This window comes from Proteus columbae (assembly GCF_009914335.1).
Classification (GTDB): Bacteria; Pseudomonadota; Gammaproteobacteria; order Enterobacterales; family Enterobacteriaceae; genus Proteus.
Genome location: NZ_CP043925.1, coordinates 3227902 through 3246649 on the forward strand (window position 1 = coordinate 3227902; position 18748 = coordinate 3246649).

General features: G+C 38.3%; 16 protein-coding genes, 1 pseudogene and 1 riboswitch. Of the genes and pseudogenes, 5 read left to right on the forward strand and 12 right to left on the reverse strand.

All coding sequences use genetic code 11. From position 1 onward, the window contains the following. Positions 1-37: 37 nt before the first annotated feature. The 6 genes and pseudogenes from F1325_RS19575 to nudF form a co-directional block, all read right to left on the reverse strand. Positions 38-763, reverse strand: a complete 726-nt coding sequence (locus F1325_RS19575; protein WP_406588771.1) for a DNA gyrase C-terminal beta-propeller domain-containing protein — start codon at positions 761-763, stop codon at positions 38-40. A gap of 51 nt (positions 764-814) precedes the next feature. Further along, positions 815-2995, reverse strand: a pseudogene (gene parC / locus F1325_RS15100) (DNA topoisomerase IV subunit A); the annotation flags it as partial. A gap of 31 nt (positions 2996-3026) precedes the next feature. Continuing rightward, positions 3027-4922, reverse strand: a complete 1896-nt coding sequence (parE, locus tag F1325_RS15105) for a DNA topoisomerase IV subunit B (RefSeq protein WP_109373070.1) — start codon at positions 4920-4922, stop codon at positions 3027-3029. A gap of 124 nt (positions 4923-5046) precedes the next feature. After that, positions 5047-5622 (reverse strand): esterase YqiA, encoded by a 576-nt coding sequence (yqiA, locus tag F1325_RS15110; RefSeq protein ID WP_109373069.1) that lies wholly within the window; start codon positions 5620-5622, stop codon positions 5047-5049. 3 nt (positions 5623-5625) lie between these two features. Continuing rightward, positions 5626-6465, reverse strand: a complete 840-nt coding sequence (gene cpdA, locus F1325_RS15115; RefSeq protein WP_109373068.1) for a 3',5'-cyclic-AMP phosphodiesterase — start codon at positions 6463-6465, stop codon at positions 5626-5628. 226 nt (positions 6466-6691) lie between these two features. Continuing rightward, the gene (gene nudF / locus F1325_RS15120) at positions 6692-7327 is read right to left on the reverse strand and encodes an ADP-ribose diphosphatase (RefSeq protein WP_109373067.1); all 636 of its coding nucleotides are present in this window, start codon (positions 7325-7327) and stop codon (positions 6692-6694) included. A 213-nt stretch (positions 7328-7540) separates the two neighbouring features. Here nudF and tolC point away from each other — a divergent pair, with 213 nt between their 5' ends. From tolC to F1325_RS15135, 3 genes are all read left to right on the forward strand, one after another. Beyond that, positions 7541-8938, forward strand: coding sequence for an outer membrane channel protein TolC (tolC, locus tag F1325_RS15125; RefSeq protein ID WP_109373066.1), 1398 nt, complete (start codon positions 7541-7543; stop codon positions 8936-8938). A 329-nt stretch (positions 8939-9267) separates the two neighbouring features. Beyond that, positions 9268-9996: a DUF1190 family protein gene (locus tag F1325_RS15130; protein ID WP_072070058.1), complete on the forward strand. Its 729-nt coding sequence runs from the start codon at positions 9268-9270 to the stop codon at positions 9994-9996. An 8-nt stretch (positions 9997-10004) separates the two neighbouring features. Next, positions 10005-11168, forward strand: a complete 1164-nt coding sequence (locus F1325_RS15135) for a glutathionylspermidine synthase family protein (RefSeq protein ID WP_109373065.1) — start codon at positions 10005-10007, stop codon at positions 11166-11168. Between the two features lie 97 nt (positions 11169-11265). Here the strand turns inward: F1325_RS15135 and F1325_RS15140 are convergent, their stop codons facing one another. The 4 genes from F1325_RS15140 to ribB form a co-directional block, all read right to left on the reverse strand. Then, a complete protein-coding gene (locus tag F1325_RS15140; RefSeq protein ID WP_160230657.1) occupies positions 11266-11586 on the reverse strand; it encodes a CcdB family protein in 321 nt (106 codons plus the stop codon). After that, positions 11586-11837: a type II toxin-antitoxin system CcdA family antitoxin gene (locus F1325_RS15145; RefSeq protein ID WP_099074463.1), complete on the reverse strand. Its 252-nt coding sequence runs from the start codon at positions 11835-11837 to the stop codon at positions 11586-11588. Before F1325_RS15145 ends, F1325_RS15140 begins: the two co-directional genes overlap by 1 nt. 345 nt (positions 11838-12182) lie before the next feature. Next, positions 12183-12968 carry a 4,5-DOPA dioxygenase extradiol gene (gene ygiD / locus F1325_RS15150; protein ID WP_109373064.1) on the reverse strand — a complete coding sequence of 262 codons (786 nt, stop codon included), beginning with the start codon at positions 12966-12968 and terminating at the stop codon, positions 12183-12185. A 180-nt stretch (positions 12969-13148) separates the two neighbouring features. Then, complete coding sequence (gene ribB, locus F1325_RS15155) at positions 13149-13802, reverse strand: 3,4-dihydroxy-2-butanone-4-phosphate synthase (protein ID WP_023582768.1); 654 nt, start codon at positions 13800-13802, stop codon at positions 13149-13151. Positions 13803-13926: 124 nt separating this feature from the next. Further along, a riboswitch (FMN riboswitch) is annotated at positions 13927-14086 on the reverse strand. Between the two features lie 202 nt (positions 14087-14288). Between ribB and ubiK the strand changes: the two genes are divergently transcribed. After that, positions 14289-14609, forward strand: coding sequence for a ubiquinone biosynthesis accessory factor UbiK (ubiK, locus tag F1325_RS15160; protein ID WP_160230658.1), 321 nt, complete (start codon positions 14289-14291; stop codon positions 14607-14609). A 102-nt stretch (positions 14610-14711) separates the two neighbouring features. Here ubiK and F1325_RS15165 read toward each other — a convergent pair whose 3' ends face one another. Further along, positions 14712-16034: a 6-phospho-alpha-glucosidase gene (locus F1325_RS15165; RefSeq protein WP_109373062.1), complete on the reverse strand. Its 1323-nt coding sequence runs from the start codon at positions 16032-16034 to the stop codon at positions 14712-14714. Continuing rightward, on the reverse strand, positions 16034-17662 hold the full coding sequence (locus tag F1325_RS15170; protein ID WP_109373061.1) for an alpha-glucoside-specific PTS transporter subunit IIBC: 1629 nt from the start codon (positions 17660-17662) through the stop codon (positions 16034-16036). The genes F1325_RS15165 and F1325_RS15170 overlap by 1 nt, the downstream gene beginning before the upstream one ends. 301 nt (positions 17663-17963) lie before the next feature. Between F1325_RS15170 and F1325_RS15175 the strand changes: the two genes are divergently transcribed. Next, complete coding sequence (locus tag F1325_RS15175; RefSeq protein ID WP_109373060.1) at positions 17964-18668, forward strand: GntR family transcriptional regulator; 705 nt, start codon at positions 17964-17966, stop codon at positions 18666-18668. Positions 18669-18748 lie beyond the last annotated feature (80 nt).

An 18748-nucleotide genomic window follows, 5' to 3' on the forward strand; every position in this document is an offset into this window, starting at 1 on the left:
GTCAACAGACCCACTCAATATCAATTAAGTATTAGATTTAATTTGTTTCAATATCAATATGATCGATAACTTGAGCACCGCGAGGTAAAGAGGTTCCTCGGCGTCCACGTTTTGCTTTAAAGCTAACTAACTCATTCATCGACATTGTCATTTTACGTTTACCAAAATGCAGGGTAACAGAGGCATTTTCAGGTAATACTCGTAACCAAGCGACGTTATCCTCACCACTTGCTGCTTGTGAAGCTGGAATAGAAACCATCTGGTTTCCCTTTCCTTTTACCATAGTGGGTAATTCTGCTGCTTCAAAAATCAGCATTCTACCGCCTTTAGTAATGATCATAATGAGATCAGTGAGCTCATTATTCAAGCGTTGTGGCGGTAATGGTAATGCATTTTCAGGTAAAGTCAGTAGTGATTTTCCTGCTTTATTTTTAGAAGTTAAATCATCAACCTGACAGATAAAACCATAACCAGCATCAGATGCCATTAAGATCTTATCGGTATTTTCGCCCATAACAACATGACGTAATTGCGCACCTTTCTGAACTTTTAATCGTTCAGTTAGCGCATCGCCTTTGCTACGACCAGAAGGTAATGCATCAACATCAACAGTATAGCTTTGACCTGTGGTATCAATTAAGTGTACCGGTTGATTACTCATACCTTCAACGGCATCAAAATAGTCATCACCAGATTTAAAACCAGCTGATTTAGCATCAATGTTATGTCCTTTTTGGCAACGAATAAGCCCTTTTTCAGACATAATGACGGTAACAGCTTCAGGATGTAGATGTTTTAACGGAATAGGTTCATCACCCGCATTACCGCTAAAATAGTTGATCTCTTCTGCTTTAAGCACTTCTTGCTGACCATCAACAGTAAAGATTAATGCTTCATCTTTAGGTGCAAACAGCATTTGTTCAATCACATCGCCTTGCTCTTTTCCTAAAGACACCAAGCGAGTACCACGTCCTTTTTTATTCATTTCATTCAGTTGTTCTGCTGAAATGGCTAAAATACGTGTTTTGTCAGTGATGATAATAAACCAGTGTTGCTCATTTTTCTTTTGAGGATCAACTAAAAGCGGTGCTAATAATTCAGTCTCTTCAGAAACAGTGAGTAGCCCTTTACCTGTCTTATTCTTCGTTTCCATCTCATCGTAAGAGAGAACCGAACCATAACCTTCTTTTGTTGCCAGTAAATATTCTTGTCCAGCACTTCCCGCTAACATGTATTTCACGCTGGCTTCAGGTGGAAAAGTTAACTTACCAGTTAGTGGTTCGCCTTGGCTACGTCCTGAAGGCATATCATTTGGACTTAAGGTATAGCTTCGACCTGTGGAATCAAGGAACAGAACAGGCTGATTACTCATGCCTCGTACTGCACTGTGATAACTATCCCCTGCGCGATAACTCATGCCACTAGGATCAATATCATGCCCTTTTGCATTACGTACCCAGCCCATTTCAGACAGCACAATAGTCACAGGCTCTGATGGCAACATATCCTGTTCATTCACCACTTTCGCCTCTTCTTGAGGGCGAATAGGCGAGCGTCGATCATCACCAAATTCTTTCGCGTCGGCTTCAATCTCTTTTTTAAGTAAAGTATTTAAACGGCGTGGTGAACTTAACAATTTCTCAATGCTATCGCGTTCTTTTTCAAGCTCATCACTTTCGCCTTTTAGTTTCATCTCTTCAAGTTTGGCTAAATGACGCAAACGTAGTTCTAAAATAGCTTCTGCTTGAATGTCTGATAATTCAAAGCGACGCATTAATTCTGCTTTGGGTTCATCTTCATGACGAATAATTTCAATCACTTCATCAATATTGAGATAAGCAATTAATAAACCTTTGAGGATTTCTAAGCGGCGTAAAACTTTCTCTAAACGATGATTTAAGCGGTTTGTCACTGTTTGGCGACGATAAACTAACCATTCGTTTAAAATAGTTAGTAGTCCTTTTACTGCTGGACGGTTATCTAACCCAATCATATTCAAGTTAACGCGATAACTTTTCTCCAAGTCAGTATTCACAAACAAGTAGTACATGACTTGTTCTAAATCAACACGATTACTACGAGGAACAATAACAAGTCTAGTAGGATTTTCATGATCAGATTCATCACGTAAATCTTCAACTAAAGGCAGTTTTTTGGCTCTCATCAATGCTGCGATTTGCTCAAGTACTTTGGCGCCAGAAACTTGATGAGGCAATGCAGTGATCACTGCACATCCCTCTTCTTTTTGCCAAACAGCACGCATTCTGACAGAACCACGCCCTGTTTTATAAATCTTCTTGATATCGTCTTGAGCGGTAATAATTTCAGCTTCAGTCGGATAATCAGGGCCTTGAACATATTGCATTACGTCAGATAATCCTGCATCAGGATTATCTAAAAGCATCACTAAAGCTTGCCCTATTTCACGCGCATTGTGAGGCGGAATATCCGTTGCCATCCCAACAGCAATACCCGTTGTGCCATTAAGCACGATATTAGGTAAGCGTGCAGGCAACATTTTCGGCTCTTGCATCGTGCCGTCAAAGTTAGGGATCCAATCCACCGTACCATGTCCTAACTCACTCAATAATGTTTGTGAATATTTAGAAAGACGTGATTCGGTATAACGCATGGCGGCGAAAGATTTTGGATCATCCGGCGCACCCCAGTTACCTTGTCCATCAATTAACGGATAACGATAAGAGAACGGCTGAGCCATAAGTACCATTGCTTCATAACATGCAATATCACCATGCGGGTGATATTTACCTAGCACGTCACCAACAGTACGGGCTGATTTTTTAAATTTAGCGTTATTACTTAAGCCAAGCTCTGACATCGCATAAACGATGCGACGTTGTACGGGTTTTAGCCCATCTCCAATAAAAGGTAATGCACGATCCATAATGACGTACATGGAGTAGTTGAGATAGGCATTCTCTGTAAATAAGTGGAGCGGTTGGCGCTCTACACCATCATGAGTCAATTCACTCATTCAATTTTTCCTCAGACTCTTGTGGTATCCATTACACTTCGATGTCAACTTCATCGCCTTTCTCTTGTAACCAATTTCGGCGATCTTCAGAGCGTTTCTTCGCTAACAACATATCCATCATGCCTAGGGTTTCTTGATAATTTTCATCATCAATAACCAATTGCACTAAACGACGCGTATTAGGATCAAGCGTTGTTTCACGCAGTTGAAGTGGGTTCATTTCACCCAAACCTTTAAAGCGCTGTACGTTAGGCTTTCCTTTTTTACGGCTTAAACGTTGTAAAATGGCATTTTTTTCTGATTCATCAAGGGCATAATGAACTTCTTTACCTAAATCGATACGATAAAGTGGTGGCATTGCCATATAAACGTGCCCTTCCTTAACAAGAGCAGGGAAATGGCGCACAAATAAAGCACACAATAAGGTTGCGATATGTAAACCATCCGAGTCCGCATCCGCAAGAATACACACTTTACCGTAACGCAGTTGGCTTAAATCATCACTATCAGGATCCATACCAATTGCTACCGAAATATCATGGACTTCTTGTGACGCAAGTACTTCATCTGAAGAGACTTCCCATGTATTTAGGATTTTACCGCGCAGAGGCATAATTGCTTGATATTCACGATCTCGAGCTTGTTTAGCAGAGCCTCCAGCAGAGTCCCCTTCAACCAAAAACAGTTCGGTGTAACGTAAATCTTGAGAAGTACAATCAGCCAATTTACCCGGCAATGCTGGCCCTGAAGTGAGTTTCTTTCTCACCACTTTTTTAGCAGCTCGCATACGACGTTGAGCACTGCTAATTGCCATTTCAGCAAGTAACTCACCGACTTGAACATTCTGATTTAGCCATAAGCTAAACGCATTTTTTACAGCATTTGCAACAAACGCACTGGTTTGTCTTGAAGAGAGTCGCTCTTTGGTTTGCCCTGCAAATTGAGGATCTTGCATTTTCACTGATAATACATAAGCACAACGCTCCCATGTATCATCGGCAGTTAATTTAAGACCTCTCGGTAGTAAATTACGGAATTCACAAAATTCACGCATTGCATCTAACACACCTTGGCGTAAACCATTTACGTGTGTACCACCTTGAACTGTTGGAATTAAGTTAACATAGCTTTCAGTGAGTAGATCGCCACCTTCAGGCAGCCATAACATAGACCATTCAACAGCTTCATTATCACCTTCAAATTTGCCTGTAAAAGGCTCTTCAGGAAGGCGAACAAACTCAGCAACCGCTTCACTTAAATAATCGGTTAAACCATCAGCGTAGCACCAATTTTCTTGGGTATTGTTTACTTTATCGACAAAAGAAACATTAACGCCCGGACACAGTACTGCTTTGGCTTTTAATACGTGAGATAAGCTTTTAGAAGAAAAACGAGGAACATCAAAATAAGAGCCATCAGGCCAAAAATGCACACTCGTTCCTGTGTCCCGTTTTGCACAGGTGCCAATCTCATGTAACTCTTCAACTTTATCGCCATTTTCAAAGGCAATTTGGTAAATTTTACCATCACGACGAACAGTTACTTCAATACGCTTTGAGAGGGCGTTAACAACCGAGATCCCCACACCATGTAACCCGCCAGAAAATTGATAATTTTTATTAGAGAATTTTCCTCCGGCGTGGAGGTGAGCAAGAATTAACTCGATAGCAGAAACGTTAAGTTCAGGGTGAATATCGACAGGCATTCCTCGCCCATTATCGATAACTTCGATAGATTGGTCTGCATATAAAATGACATCGACCTTCGATGCGTGTCCCGCAAGCGCCTCGTCCACGCTATTATCTATCACTTCCTGTGCCAAATGGTTCGGTCTTGTTGTATCTGTATACATCCCCGGACGACGACGTACAGGCTCTAGACCATTAAGAACCTCAATATCCTTTGCGTTATAACTTGATTGAGTCATTGTTTTAATCTGCGGTTCGCTGTTAGAAAAATACTGTTTATAATAACAGGTGTTGGCGGCAATATGATATTAATTTTCGGCTAGATACATCAACCTACGTTTTACAGGTTAATCGACCGAAAGGCTAAATTATCTTTAAAAATTGAATAATTTTCGGAAAAAAACGTTCAAAACCCACAAAAGCATGGTTTCCATCCGATTCTATGGTTTGCCTACACGCGCCAAGATATGAGACAGCTTGACGATAATCAAGTATTTCATCTCCAGTTTGTTGAAGCAACCAAATAAGTTCCGGTGAGGTAATTGCAGGAATACGCAAAGCAAGCAACTCATCCATATGGTGAGGTTCTAGCTTATATTTTTGATGTGTATAAGGATTTTCGTTTTCACCCAAGAAATCTTGCAAAAGATCGAAAGGACGTATCGCAGGATTAACAACAACAGCAGGTAAATTAAAACGTTGAGATAGCCAAATAGATAAATAGCCACCTAATGATGAGCCAATTAATCCAAGCTTGTCATCTGCACTCTCTTTAACTAACGTTTCAATTAGCTGAGCGGCTTCTTGAGGATAAGGTGGCAGTTGAGGTACTAACAATTCAATTTCAGGATGTGTTACTTCAAGCCATTGACGAAAAGCCTGTGCCTTTGCTGATTGAGGTGAGCTATTAAAGCCATGCAAGTAAAGAATACGAGGCATAACTTAATAGCCATCCGCATCAAGATCAGGACAAAATTCAGTGCCCGCTAAACGGTAAACTTGTGTTTCAATTTTGCCCTTCTCATCAGATGAAAGTGACATTTCCAAATAGCGCCAGCCCGGAGAAACAGTATCTAATGTAAAATTCGTACAATGAGGGCGAAACTGAATGCATGTAGAAGGCGTTGCCAACAAACGAATGCCATTCCACATTTCATCCATTTCTTGGTGAATATGGCCACAAAGCATCATTTTGACTTGAGAGTGATTTCTTAAACGTTCTGCCAATTCTTGAGAATTTCTTAAACTGTGTTGATCTAACCATGTACACCCCGAAGGCATAGGATGATGATGCAACAAGATAATCGTATCTCTGTGCTTTTGACTTTCGAGACAACGTGTTAGCCAATCTAACTGACAATCTGATAACTCACCATGAGGAACGCCTTGAATTTGGCTATCTAATAACAGCATTTGCCAATTATCACCAATCAACACTTGTTTAGCTGACAAAATTCCTGCCTGATTTAAAGCATCAATCATTGCAGGTTGATAGTCATGATTACCCGGCAACCAAACACAAGGAGGTGTTAGCGTTGCAATGCCATCAGCAAAATGCTGATAAGCTTCAAAGGTTTGATCTTGAACTAAATCACCTGTCGCAACAATCAAGTCAACATCAAGACCCTGCTCTCTAATCGTATTTAATACCGCATGGTAGCTACGATAGGTATTTATACCCAGCAGAGTGTCTTCCACATTAGCAAAGAGGTGGGTGTCTGTGATTTGTAATATTCTTACGGTGTTTTTGTGTTTCACCGATAATTCAAGCTGGCTTTCCAAAAGGTTTCCTTGTTTCACTCTCATTAGCCGTTATGTTAACGTATTTTCGTAGTAAAGATCTGCCAACCAATACACATTTCAAAAGATTAGTGAGAAATATTCTCGCTTTCAATCACGTTTTTTTCACTTCATTTTACAATTTAATTCATTTGATATCGTACACTTAGAGATAGTTACTCTACTTGATAATATTACTAAAAACATCCTTTAAAGATTGATTAATGTATTAAATTATCGACCAACGCTTTCTTAACGCAACATGATGAAGTTGTAGCCATTGAAGCGCGATAACGGATGCTGCGTTGTCAATAATCCCCTCTTCGACCCAAAGATAAGCTTGTTCTCTGCTGACAACATGAACACGAATATCTTCATTCTCACACGCTAATCCATGAACACCTTTTGCTGTTGTTGCATCAACTTCACCAACGTAAACATGCATTCTTTCGCTCGTACCACCGGGGCTTGAAAGATAACTCACAATAGGTTCACATCGTCCAACAATAACACCCGCTTCTTCTTGGGCTTCACGTCTAACAACATCTTCTGGACTTTCTCCTGGTTCGACCATACCCGCAACCACTTCAAGTAGCCAAGGTGTATCACTGGTTTCATACGCAGGAATACGAATTTGCTCAATTAACACCACTTCATCACGTTTGGGATCGTAAGCAAGCAAAACACCTGCATTGCCTCGTTCAAAAACCTCTCGCTTAACTTCTTCACTCCATCCACCTTCAAAAAGGCGATGTTTAAAGCGATATTCGGTCATGCGGAAAAAGCCTTTGTATAAATCTCTTTGATTGAGCAATTTCACATCTTCACGACCGTATAAAAATGGTGTATTTTCCCTTTTCTTCATACAATGTTCCTTAAGTTACATTTAAGAGTCTTTTTATTGCTTACGTTTAATACAGATTTAAAGAAATTTGCCAACAATTCATGTAAAGTTAATCTAAAATAAAAGGATATGGCACAAATGGCTACCCCTAGTTAGGGAAACAATCTGCTAGAATTATCCCCAATCAAGATTAACAGAGGCAACTCAGCGAAACTGTTGCAACAAGGAATTAAAATGAAAAAACTGCTCTCTCTTTTGGTCACGATGAGTTTGGCAGGATTCAGCACTGCAAGTCAGGCTGAGGATCTGCTTCAAGTTTATCAAAAAGCAAAGGACAGTAACCCTGAGTTACGCAAGTCATTAGCTGAACGAAATCAAGCTTTTGAAAAAATTAATGAAGCTCGTGGCTCATTATTACCACAATTAGGATTAGGCGCATCCGCAGATTATAAAAGTGGCTACCGCGATAATAGCAACACCGAATCCAACGCTATTGGTGCAAGTTTAACGCTGACTCAAAGTGTGTTTAACATGGCGTTATGGCGCCAATTAAATATTCAAGAAAAAACAGCGGGCATGAGCGATGTGACTTACCAAACAAGTCAGCAAAAACTGATTTTAGACACCGCGACCGCTTACTTTGATGTTTTGCGTGCTATCGATTCATTATCATTTATTGAAGCGCAAAAAGAACAAGTTTACCGTCAGTTAGATCAAACAACTCAACGTTTTAACGTAGGTTTAGTGGCTATTACTGACGTACAAAATGCGCGTGCAAATTACGATAGCGTACTGGCGCAAGAAGTGGCTGGTCGAAATCAATTAGATAATGCATTAGAAAAACTACGCCAAGTAAGTGGTATCTATTACATTAATCTAGCATCACTAAACATCAGCCGTTTTTCAACAACTTCACCAGACTCTATTGAGAAACTGCTAAAAGATGCTGAAGAGCGTAACTTAAGTTTATTAAGCGCACGTTTAGGTCAAGATTTAGCGCGCGAAAATATTCGTTTAGCACAATCAGGTCACTTACCAACAGTAGATTTAAATGCATCAACCGGTGTGTCCAATAGCCATAGCCACGGTAGCGCATTACCACCAGCAACAGCGGGTAATAGTCGCAATAGTTACAGTGGTCAAAATAGTATTGGTCTATCTGTTAGTATTCCTCTGTATACTGGCGGCAAAACAAGCTCACAAGTTGAACAAGCACAATATGGTTTTACGAGTGCTAGCGAACAATTAGAATCGGTTTATCGTTCTATTGTCCAAATCGCGCGTTCTTCTTATAACAATATTTCTGCATCAATCAGTAGCATTAAAGCGTATCAACAAGTTGTTGTTTCTGCGCAAAGTTCATTAGATGCAACTGAAGCGGGTTATCAAGTAGGTACTCGTACTATTGTTGATGTGTTGAATGCCACCACAACGCTTTATGATGCAAAACAGAAATTATCCAACGCACGTTATGACTATTTAATTAACCAATTAAATATTGAATATGCGCGTGGTACATTAAATGAAAATGACTTAATTCAGTTAAATAATGCACTAGGTGCAGAAGTTTCTACTTCACCAGATAGCATTATTCGCTCGTTAACAAGCCCTGCTCTTAACGTTGCACCTTGATCGTGAATTAAGAATTTAGTCACTTATAAAAAACCGCTTTCAGCGATAAACTGATAAGCGGTTTTTTTTATGCTTCCTCTCCGCATAAGATATTGTGTTATGGCTTAAATTAAGATCTCAGCAATATCTATATTCTTGTATTAACAAATACCTTAATTACAATTAGGTTAAAAAGAGAGGATTTACCTAATTTCATTACTCTTAACCTTATAAAGATCACAAATTTCTGGTTATCCCTGATGATTAGGCGTTTCTTATTTATTTTCTAGACTATTTAACCTATCCTAGATTTTATTTTGAACGTTTTACCTTTTATGGATCTTATCAATATGCCAATGAAACGTACCAAATCGATTAATCGTGATGCTTTCCGTAAAGCATTTCGTCCTTATCGTCTGGCGCCTGTTGCAATCGCCATCACTGCTGTATTCGCGCTTTCAGGATGTGAAGAGAGCGATGAGACAGTTTCACTGTATATGAATGCACAAGAATGTGCTCAAGCGAATCCTTCACAAGCGGCACAGTGCGAAGACTCTTATCGCACTGCATTGCAAGAAGCACAGCGTACAGCACCGAAATACGCAACATTAGAAGACTGTGTAGCTGAATTTGGTGATGCACAATGTACACAAACAGCGTCTATCGATGGACAGCCTGTTAGTACCGAAAATGCCAATAATTTAAGCCCAGACAGCTCACAAATGGCTCAAGCTAACTCTGGTGGTAGCTTCTTTATGCCATTAATGGCGGGTTATATGATGGGTCGCCTAATGGGTGGCGGTGCGCCAGCACAACCTCTGTTTAGTTCACGTAATCCAACAAGCCCTGCGAATGGTAAATTTGTGGACGCAACAGGCCGTAACTATGGTCCAGCAGTTGGTGGTCGTCAAATGAACGTACCAAAAACAGCCATGACACCAAAACCATCAACAACCTCGACAGTAACTCGTGGCGGCTTTGGTAATACAGTTTCAAGACAAGCAGCGGCTCAACGTACCAGTGCAACAAATAATAACCGTAGCTCAACTGGTTCATCTTCTTATCGTTCAGGTGGTTAATTAAAACCATGAAACGCGAAAATATCATTGAACGCCCAGATTGGCGTGAAAAAGCCACTGAATTTGGCTTTAATTTTCATACAATGTATGGCGAGCCTTATTGGTCTGAAGATGCTTATTATCAATTCTCAATGGAAGAGGTTGAAACGTTAGAAGAAACAACAGAAGAGTTGCATCAGATGTGCTTACAGGTCGCTGATAAAGTGGCTAATAGTGAAGAGTTGCTGACTCGTTTTCAAATTCCTCGTCACTGCTGGGATTTTGTACGTGATTCATGGAAATCATCTCAACCTTCGCTCTATTCACGTCTTGATTTAGCCTATGACGGCAAAAGCCCAGCAAAACTGTTAGAAAATAATGCAGATACGCCAACGTCGCTGTATGAATCTGCTTTTTTCCAATGGATCTGGCTTGAAGATCAAGTCAACGCAGGCCGTTTACCGCAAAATGCCGATCAATTTAATAGCATTCAAGAGAAGTTAATCGATCGATTCGCAGAGCTTCGTGATCAATACGGAATGCGTTATCTGCATATGTCTTGTTGCCAAGATACTGAAGAAGATCGCGGTACGGTTCAATATTTACAAGATTGTGCTGAAGAAGCCGAAGTTACAACTGACTTTGTGTTTATTGAAGATCTAGGTCTAGGTGAACGTGGTGAGCTAACTGATCTGCAAGATCAGATAATCAGCAATATGTTTAAGCTTTACCCTTGGGAATTTATGTTCCGCGAAGACTTCTCAACTAAGTTAGCTGATGCGGGAATTCGTTGGTTGGAGCCATCTTGGAAGAGTATTATCTCGAATAAAGCATTACTGCCAATGCTTTGGGAGATGTTCCCTAATCACCCAAATCTGCTACCTGCTTATTTTTATGATGGTAAAGCACCTGATTCATTATCACGTTATGTTATCAAGCCACTGTTTTCACGTGAAGGTGCAAATATTCGTATTGTTGAAAATGGCAAAGATATTGCTGTTGCAGATGGTCCTTATGGTGAAGAAGGCTTTATTGTTCAAGATTTTCATCCACTACCAAAATTTGGTGATAGCTATACATTAATTGGTAGTTGGTTGGTTAACGACCAATCCGCAGGTATTTGTATTAGAGAAGATAGAGAGCTTATCACTCAAGATCTCTCACGCTTCTATCCACATATTATTTTAGATTAATAGAAATCTTAAAATTATATTGAGCACCTTATTGTTTATAAGCAGTAAGGTGTTTTTTATTGCAAAAACCTTCTCATTTTATGATTTCAATATATGGCTATATTCCAGAAATAATCATATCCATAGCAGATACAATCGCGGTATGGATCTCTGGTTTAACACACACGATATCAACTGTTCTTAACTTATTCTTTGCTACAACGGTTATAGATTTCGTCATAACAACATATTTCTGATTATCTATTTTAATAACGGGTGTCAATATTTCTACTTGAGAATTCTTATATGATAGCTGAGTAATCGGTATAATAACCCGAGAATCAAGATCACTTAGTAGCTCATTTTGAATATCAATAAAATAAGGGTATTGTTCTTTCGATTTAAGGGATTTGTTACGATATACCGTATATTGAGACATTAAATAACCCCATATTCATCGTCATCAGTAAACAACCCCATTTCTTGTTCAAATTCATTAAGAGCTTGGATGCCATTTTTGTTTTCCGCTTTCCACTGTTCTCGCTTTTTTTCACGAATTGCATCAGATAACATTTGATCGAGTGTTGCTGATAAATTAATTCCAAGCGCTCGCGCTTCATCCACCAATTTTGCAGTTAGATACACATTAACTCCTCGTTTATCTTTTTTACTCATTGCTAATGTTTTCATTATAAGCTCCATTTATGCGCATCATTTATGTGCATAAGTGTAGAGCAGATAATTATCAACATCAAACTAGAAGATATTCAAAAAAACATAATCGATTTATTTAATGAAAGATGAAAAGTATTCATTGAATAGTAATGAAGCTTATCAGAGATTTATCCAAATAAAAATAAAATCAATATAAACAAAAGGTTAAAATCATTTATTATATCTATATAGAAAATTGGAAAGGTCAATAACGAGGGAAATATAATGAGTCGATACATTATATTTAATATAAAAAAGGTCAAATTCCACAAAAGTGCATTTGACCTTTAGATATTATAAATTAGTTTTTATTGAACAATCTTATCCAATTTGAAATGTCATCATACTGAGCGATTTATTAATGATATCATTATTTAGCAACGTTACTTTTTCACCTTCCTGTTTTAAACCTAATAGGTATAACGCGGGTAAAAAATGCTCTGCTGTTGGATGTGACAATCGTCCTTCTTCCGTTGATAAAATCGTAAAGAGCTCAGTTGGCTCTTTGTCACTTTGCAAGCTACTTTCTATTGCTTCACTAAACGAAAGTGCCCAAGGATAAGGCGTTGCATCACTGTTTTGCCAATCCATCATTCTTAAGTTATGAACAATATTACCGCTACCAATAATTAAAACGCCTTCTTTACGTAGCTCAACTAATTTTTGACCTAATTCGTAGTGCCATTGTGCTGATTGACGCGCATCAATGCTTAATTGAACAACAGGAATATTTGCCTTGGGATACATTTTTTCAAGTATCCCCCAACTTCCATGATCTAATCCCCATTGATCCATATCGAGTTTTAATTTAATCGGATCAATAAGATCTTCAATCAGCGCTGCTAAACCTATTGAGCCTCGCGCTGGGTATTCTATTGCATACAATTCTGGTGGAAATCCATAAAAATCATGAATTGTCTTTGGTTGCGACATTGCTGTTACATAAGTTCCATCGGTATACCAATGGGCTGAAATCACTAAAATCGCTTTAGGTTGAGGAAGCGTTTCCCCTAATTTTGACCAGAGGCGAGTGTATGTATTATCTTCTAATACATTCATTGGACTACCATGCCCAATAAACAGCGCTGGCATCATTTTTGTTTCCATAAACCACCTCTTATGGCGAGTGTTCTTATCACATAAGCATACTGCCTTCTTACTTGAAATATAGTCAAAGAAGTATGAAATAGTTATTCAAAAAATATGAAAAAAGCCACCTAAGTTTCCTTAAGTGGCTTGATATAAGTGTGTGTGTGTGTTTTCAGTGTCGTTTATAACATGTTAATTTCAGCCAGCTTTTTTCTCCTCACGAAGACGATAAGCCACTAAATCTTCAATAGTTAAGACTGGCATATTGTGCTTTTTAGCAAAAGTGATCACTTCTGGTGCTCTTGCCATTGTGCCATCATCGTTTGTTAACTCGCATAACACTGCAACAGGTTTAAAACCGGCTAAAGTTGCTAAATCAATCGAAGCTTCAGTGTGTCCGCCACGCGTTAACACACCGCCAGGTTGAGCACGTAATGGGAATACGTGACCTGGGCGATTTAAATCACTTGGTTTTGCATTATCAGCTGCCGCTGCACGTACTGTGGTTAAACGATCTGATGCTGAAACACCCGTTGTAACACCTTGTGCCGCTTCAATTGTTACCGTAAACGCGGTATGAAAATGACTGGTGTTATTTTCCACCATCATAGGCAAATCAAGTTGTTGACGGCGTTCTTCTGTAATGCATAAACAAACAATGCCACTACCATGACGAATAGACATCGCCATCTGTTCTGTGGTCATAGTTTCTGCTGCGAAAACCATATCGCCTTCATTTTCACGGTTCTCGTCGTCGAGCACCATCACGCCTTTACCAGCACGAAGGGCTTCTAGAGCAAGTTCAACACGCTCAAATGGATTACCGAATTCGGAAAGTAGCGTCTGATTCATGGTAAAAAAACCTCAATAATTAATGAAAGTTACCAGAATCAGGGCAGTCTTAGGAGTGGATCTCTGCTTAATAAATACACAAGCAGAAACAACAGGAATGGATACAATAATCCTACTGATGCTATTTTATTCTCTCCCATCCAGACTTTAACTGTCGGCTCCAGAATCACACTGGATCTGCTGACCTTTGCATTACAATGGCAACACAAAGCGCTCGCGGGCTTTACCTAAGTATTTAGGTATCTACCGCCGGTGGGGACTTACACCCCGCCCTGAGATTAACGGTGAAACTATACGCTTTAAAATTATAAGAGGCAATCATCAATCGGTGACAATCTTTGTTTCATCACATTATCATTTTATGACATACGGTTATTTAACGATTTATAATAAAAAAGTAACAATAATCTTGATATCTGGTTTAATTCCCTCAGTCCTCATATTACACTTAGCCTCAGCTTTCTATTTTATTTGTGAGGACTTCCCATGTTGGACCCGAAAAAACTTGAACAAGTCGCGCGCCAAATCCAAAACGTTCTGCCACAGGGCATTAAAGATTTTGGTGATGATATTGATAAAAAAATCCGCACTGTTCTACAATCTCAATTAAACAAATTGGATTTAGTCAATCGCGAAGAGTTTGATGTACAAACTCAAGTCTTATTACGTACTCGTGAAAAACTTAATCGTTTAGAACAACGTTTAAATGAGCTAGAAGCGGGTCTGCTTGCAAAACCTCAAGCTGAAGTTGCTCAAATTGAAGAAGTTGAAATTGTGGTAGAGGCGCAAGCTGACAATAAAGCTTAATTCGTTCACTTTATTGCTGATTTTAGTTTAGTAATAAAGCAAAAACCCTGTATCTCACAAAGACGCAGGGTTATTTTTTATACATAACAAGTCAATTGATCACTATTTTAACTCTGGCCAATAGTCTTTATTAACTTCAATTAAATCATCTAAAATTGCTTTTGCGACAGTCGCACTTGGCACCGTTTTGGACATTGTAATAGCCTGCCACAGTTTCAAATATGATTTTTCAATCCATGCTTCTACCACTAATTTTTCAACTGCAACTTGCTGACTCATCATCCCTTTTTGGAATAATGGAATTTTGCCCATCACTAACGGCTCTGGCCCGTGACTTCCGACAATGCAAGGGATCTCAACCATTGCATCAGGATCAAAATTAATAATTGATCCATTATTAGGAACGATCAGTAACATTCTTTCTTGAGTATTAAATGCGATCGCCGTTGCGAGATCGACAATATAAGAGGCATGTTCATCTATCTCAAGATGACCCGCTGATGATTTACCCGCTGCCGTAATGGCACGACAAGCACTGAAAACATTCTTTTCTCTGTGCTCCATCACTTCATTCGCACGCGTATGGTTAGGATCAGAATGCTCAACAACATAATCAGGGAATAGATAATATTTAAGATAAGTATTTGGCATCGTATCAGGATCTAATGCCCACACATCTTTTGCTTTACCGAATGTATCATTCCAGCTTGCTTCAACAGGCTCCCCTGCCACTTTTGGAATATATCCATGTTCAGCAACATGCTTACGGATAACGGGTAATAAATCATTACCTTGCAAATCTTCAATTTGCGTCCACCAGCCAAAGTGATTTAAACCATAATAACGGACACGCATCTCTTTACGTGACTTTAATCCTGCAATTTGTGCCATGCGTGATTCAATACCAATTGGCATATCGCAGATATTTAAGATTTTTGCATTTGGTTTTAAACGGCGGGTAGCTTCAGCGACAATAGCTGCTGGATTAGAATAATTTAGCATCCATGCATTTGGTGAATATTTTTCCATATATTCAACCAATTCTAACACGCCACCAATAGAGCGCATGCCGTAAGCAATACCACCAGGCCCACACGTTTCTTGCCCTAACACACCGTGACGTAAAGGAATTTTTTCATCTTTTTCACGCATTGGGTATTTACCGACACGAATATGTGCCATGACAAAATCAACATCAGTAAAGGCTGTTTTAGGATCAGTGGTATAGCAAAATTCAATATCAGGTGCTTTTTCAGTAAGAATAATTTCACACGCTTTAGCAATAGTTTCTTGCCGCTCGGCATCATTGTCATAAAATTTGATGGCTCTTAATGGAAAACGCTTTAAATTTTCCAATAGCATCAAAATAATACCGGGTGTAAATGTGCTACCGCCACCTGCAATTACGACTGAGAACTTCTTCATTATATAGCCTCCGACAAGGTGATTTTTTGTGTATCTTCTTTCATTAATTGTTCAATTTTGTCTCTCACTTGAGAAACGTGTAGCCCGATAATAATTTGTAATGCATGACCTTTGCGCACCACACCATGTACACCGAGCCCTTTAAAATAGGCATCTGTTTCAACTAGTTCGCTATCTATCACTTCAATACGTAAACGTGTTGCACAGTTATTTAAAGATTTGATATTTGCACTTCCACCTAAGCCATCGAGAATGCCTTTAGGTAGTGCCAACTTTCGGTCTTCTTTTGCCGATTTGGAATTATCTGAAGCCTGTGACTTTTTATTTTTATAATCTTGTTTGCTATAGAGTTTGATCTCTTCATCATCTTCTTCACGACCAGGTGTTTTTAAATTAAGTTTGATAATTAACGTTCTAAACACCACAAACCAAATCATTGTAAAAATAAGGCCGATGACTATCTGTGTAATAATCATTCCGTAATGGTTATGAAACATTGGGATCCAATTCATCGGAAGGAAATTGTCAATGATCCCACCGCCCATATTCCCAACAACCCCAAAGTGATAGAGGGTTGTGGCTAGTGTGGCAGCTAATACGGCATGAATGGCAAATAAGAGAGGTGAGATAAATAAGAACGTGAATTCTAATGGTTCTGTTATTCCCACAAATACAGCGGTCAATGCAGAAGGTATAAGTAAACCAGCAATTTTAGCTCTATTTTTAGGTGCCGCAGTAAAATAAAGAGCAAGCGCTATACCAATAGAACCAAAAACTTTGCTATTACCATGTAGCGCAAAACCACCTTCAGGAAATAATTCTTTTAAAGATTGGGTACTTTGACTGAAATATTGCATATTTTGAGCCCAATCAACTTGAATACCATGTTCAGTGACCGCTGGGCCAAAAATAAAAGGTCCGTAAATAAAGTGATGTAAACCAGTAGGAATTAAAATACGCTCAAGAAAGGTATATATCCAAACACCCAAAGAGCCCGATTCAACCATAAATACTTGCAAAGATTGAATACCAATTTGCACTTTAGGCCAGAAAAATAACGTTATCCACGCTAACGGTAACATCATAAAAAAACTAATTAATACGACATAAGATGTTCCTTGAAATATACCTAGAAATACAGGAAGTTGTTTATCGAAATAACGATTATGTATACTCGTGACAATACCAGCGATAATAATTGCACCAATAATACTGGTATCTAATGTTTTAATACCAGCAATCATTGTAAGACCACTATTTCCACCGACTTCATTTGTAAAATCCACGCCAAAATAATTGCCCCAAACAATTCCCATAGCGTTAATAAAATAATTCCAAGTGAGAAAACTCACCATAACGGCAAGGCAAGCTCTTGCTTGTGCAGTTTTAGCTAAACCTATTGGTAAACCAATTGCAAAAATAAGAGGCATATTACGAAAAACAGTCCACCCTCCTTCTTCAATAATATGAACAATTTGAGCGAATAAACTATCGGGTCTTAATAAATCTTCACTAATAAATAATGGATTCTGTAATAGAATTGCAATGCCTACAACAATACCTGCAAAAGGAAATAGCAGGACAGGGGTAAACATGGCTCCACCAAATCTTTGTATTTGACTGAGCATAAAAATATCCTCTTATTTACTGCTACTGAAATGACACGCTTTTTAATTTATTTTTATTCTGTGAAATTAGATTAGATTCTTTTCTCTTTATTCTCTCATCTCAAATGAACTATTCGTGATCTGATTCATACTAATCTTTCACACTAAGTGATCTACTTTTTAGTTAAAAGACAGATCATTTTTTATTTTTTGATAACGTTCACATTTTAAAGGTATAAATGATTATGCTATATATCAAAAGATTAGATTCATATAGATTAAATAGAATAAGCTAATTTTTAGAATAAAAAGAGGTATAAAAATGATCTATAAAGACATTGCAAAAAGCCTAAGAATTCAAATAAATTCTGCTGGATATCAAATTGGCGACCCACTACCCGCAGAAAAAACATTAGCGCAACAATACAACGCATCGAGAATGACAATACGTAAAGCAGTAGATTTATTAGTTATTGCAGGATTATTAGAACGAAAACATGGCTCAGGGACTTATATTAAAGAAAAAGACGTTCATCATGAAAATGCTAGCCTAAAAGGCTTTGTCGAATTAATGGCAAATACAGGCCACAACGTAAGAAGCGAAGTGATAGAGTTTAGTGTTATTCCCTGCCCTTTATCTATTTCTAGCAAATTACGTATTAATTCAAATGAACGTATATTTTATTCAAGACGAATACGTTTTGTAGACAACAAACCGCTTATTGTTGAAGATAGTTATATGCCCGTAAAATATTTTAGTAATTTAACATTAACGCACTTAGAAGGATCTAAATTTGATTTTATTGAAAATGTTTGCCAAATAAAAATAGCGGGAAGTTACGAAACTTTCCACCCTATCATGCCAGATAACAATATTTGTCAATTATTAAAAATAGAGAATAACATTCCCATATTAAGGCTCAGCACATTATCATACAGTATTCATGGTGATTATATTAATTACTCAATAATGTATAGAAACACCCAAGATTATATTGTTGAATATCATTTAAAACGAGAACAATAATCATTAATATAAAATAATGTTGAAGCTTTAGTATTAATAATTAGATTTATTGTTATGAGAGCAAAAAAAAGCACTCCGAA

Excerpts from the sequence above, each read along its gene's own strand:
- F1325_RS19575 (WP_406588771.1), bottom strand. The coding sequence starts at position 763 with ATGTCTGAAAAAGGGCTTATTCGTTGCCAAAAAGGACATAACATTGAT.
- parE (WP_109373070.1), bottom strand. The coding sequence starts at position 4,922 with ATGACTCAATCAAGTTATAACGCAAAGGATATTGAGGTTCTTAATGGT.
- yqiA (WP_109373069.1), bottom strand. The coding sequence starts at position 5,622 with ATGCCTCGTATTCTTTACTTGCATGGCTTTAATAGCTCACCTCAATCA.
- nudF (WP_109373067.1), bottom strand. The coding sequence starts at position 7,327 with ATGAAGAAAAGGGAAAATACACCATTTTTATACGGTCGTGAAGATGTG.
- tolC (WP_109373066.1), top strand. The coding sequence starts at position 7,541 with ATGAAAAAACTGCTCTCTCTTTTGGTCACGATGAGTTTGGCAGGATTC.
- F1325_RS15130 (WP_072070058.1), top strand. The coding sequence starts at position 9,268 with ATGCCAATGAAACGTACCAAATCGATTAATCGTGATGCTTTCCGTAAA.
- F1325_RS15135 (WP_109373065.1), top strand. The coding sequence starts at position 10,005 with ATGAAACGCGAAAATATCATTGAACGCCCAGATTGGCGTGAAAAAGCC.
- F1325_RS15140 (WP_160230657.1), bottom strand. The coding sequence starts at position 11,586 with ATGTCTCAATATACGGTATATCGTAACAAATCCCTTAAATCGAAAGAA.
- F1325_RS15145 (WP_099074463.1), bottom strand. The coding sequence starts at position 11,837 with ATGAAAACATTAGCAATGAGTAAAAAAGATAAACGAGGAGTTAATGTG.
- ygiD (WP_109373064.1), bottom strand. The coding sequence starts at position 12,968 with ATGGAAACAAAAATGATGCCAGCGCTGTTTATTGGGCATGGTAGTCCA.
- ribB (WP_023582768.1), bottom strand. The coding sequence starts at position 13,802 with ATGAATCAGACGCTACTTTCCGAATTCGGTAATCCATTTGAGCGTGTT.
- ubiK (WP_160230658.1), top strand. The coding sequence starts at position 14,289 with ATGTTGGACCCGAAAAAACTTGAACAAGTCGCGCGCCAAATCCAAAAC.
- F1325_RS15165 (WP_109373062.1), bottom strand. The coding sequence starts at position 16,034 with ATGAAGAAGTTCTCAGTCGTAATTGCAGGTGGCGGTAGCACATTTACA.
- F1325_RS15170 (WP_109373061.1), bottom strand. The coding sequence starts at position 17,662 with ATGCTCAGTCAAATACAAAGATTTGGTGGAGCCATGTTTACCCCTGTC.
- F1325_RS15175 (WP_109373060.1), top strand. The coding sequence starts at position 17,964 with ATGATCTATAAAGACATTGCAAAAAGCCTAAGAATTCAAATAAATTCT.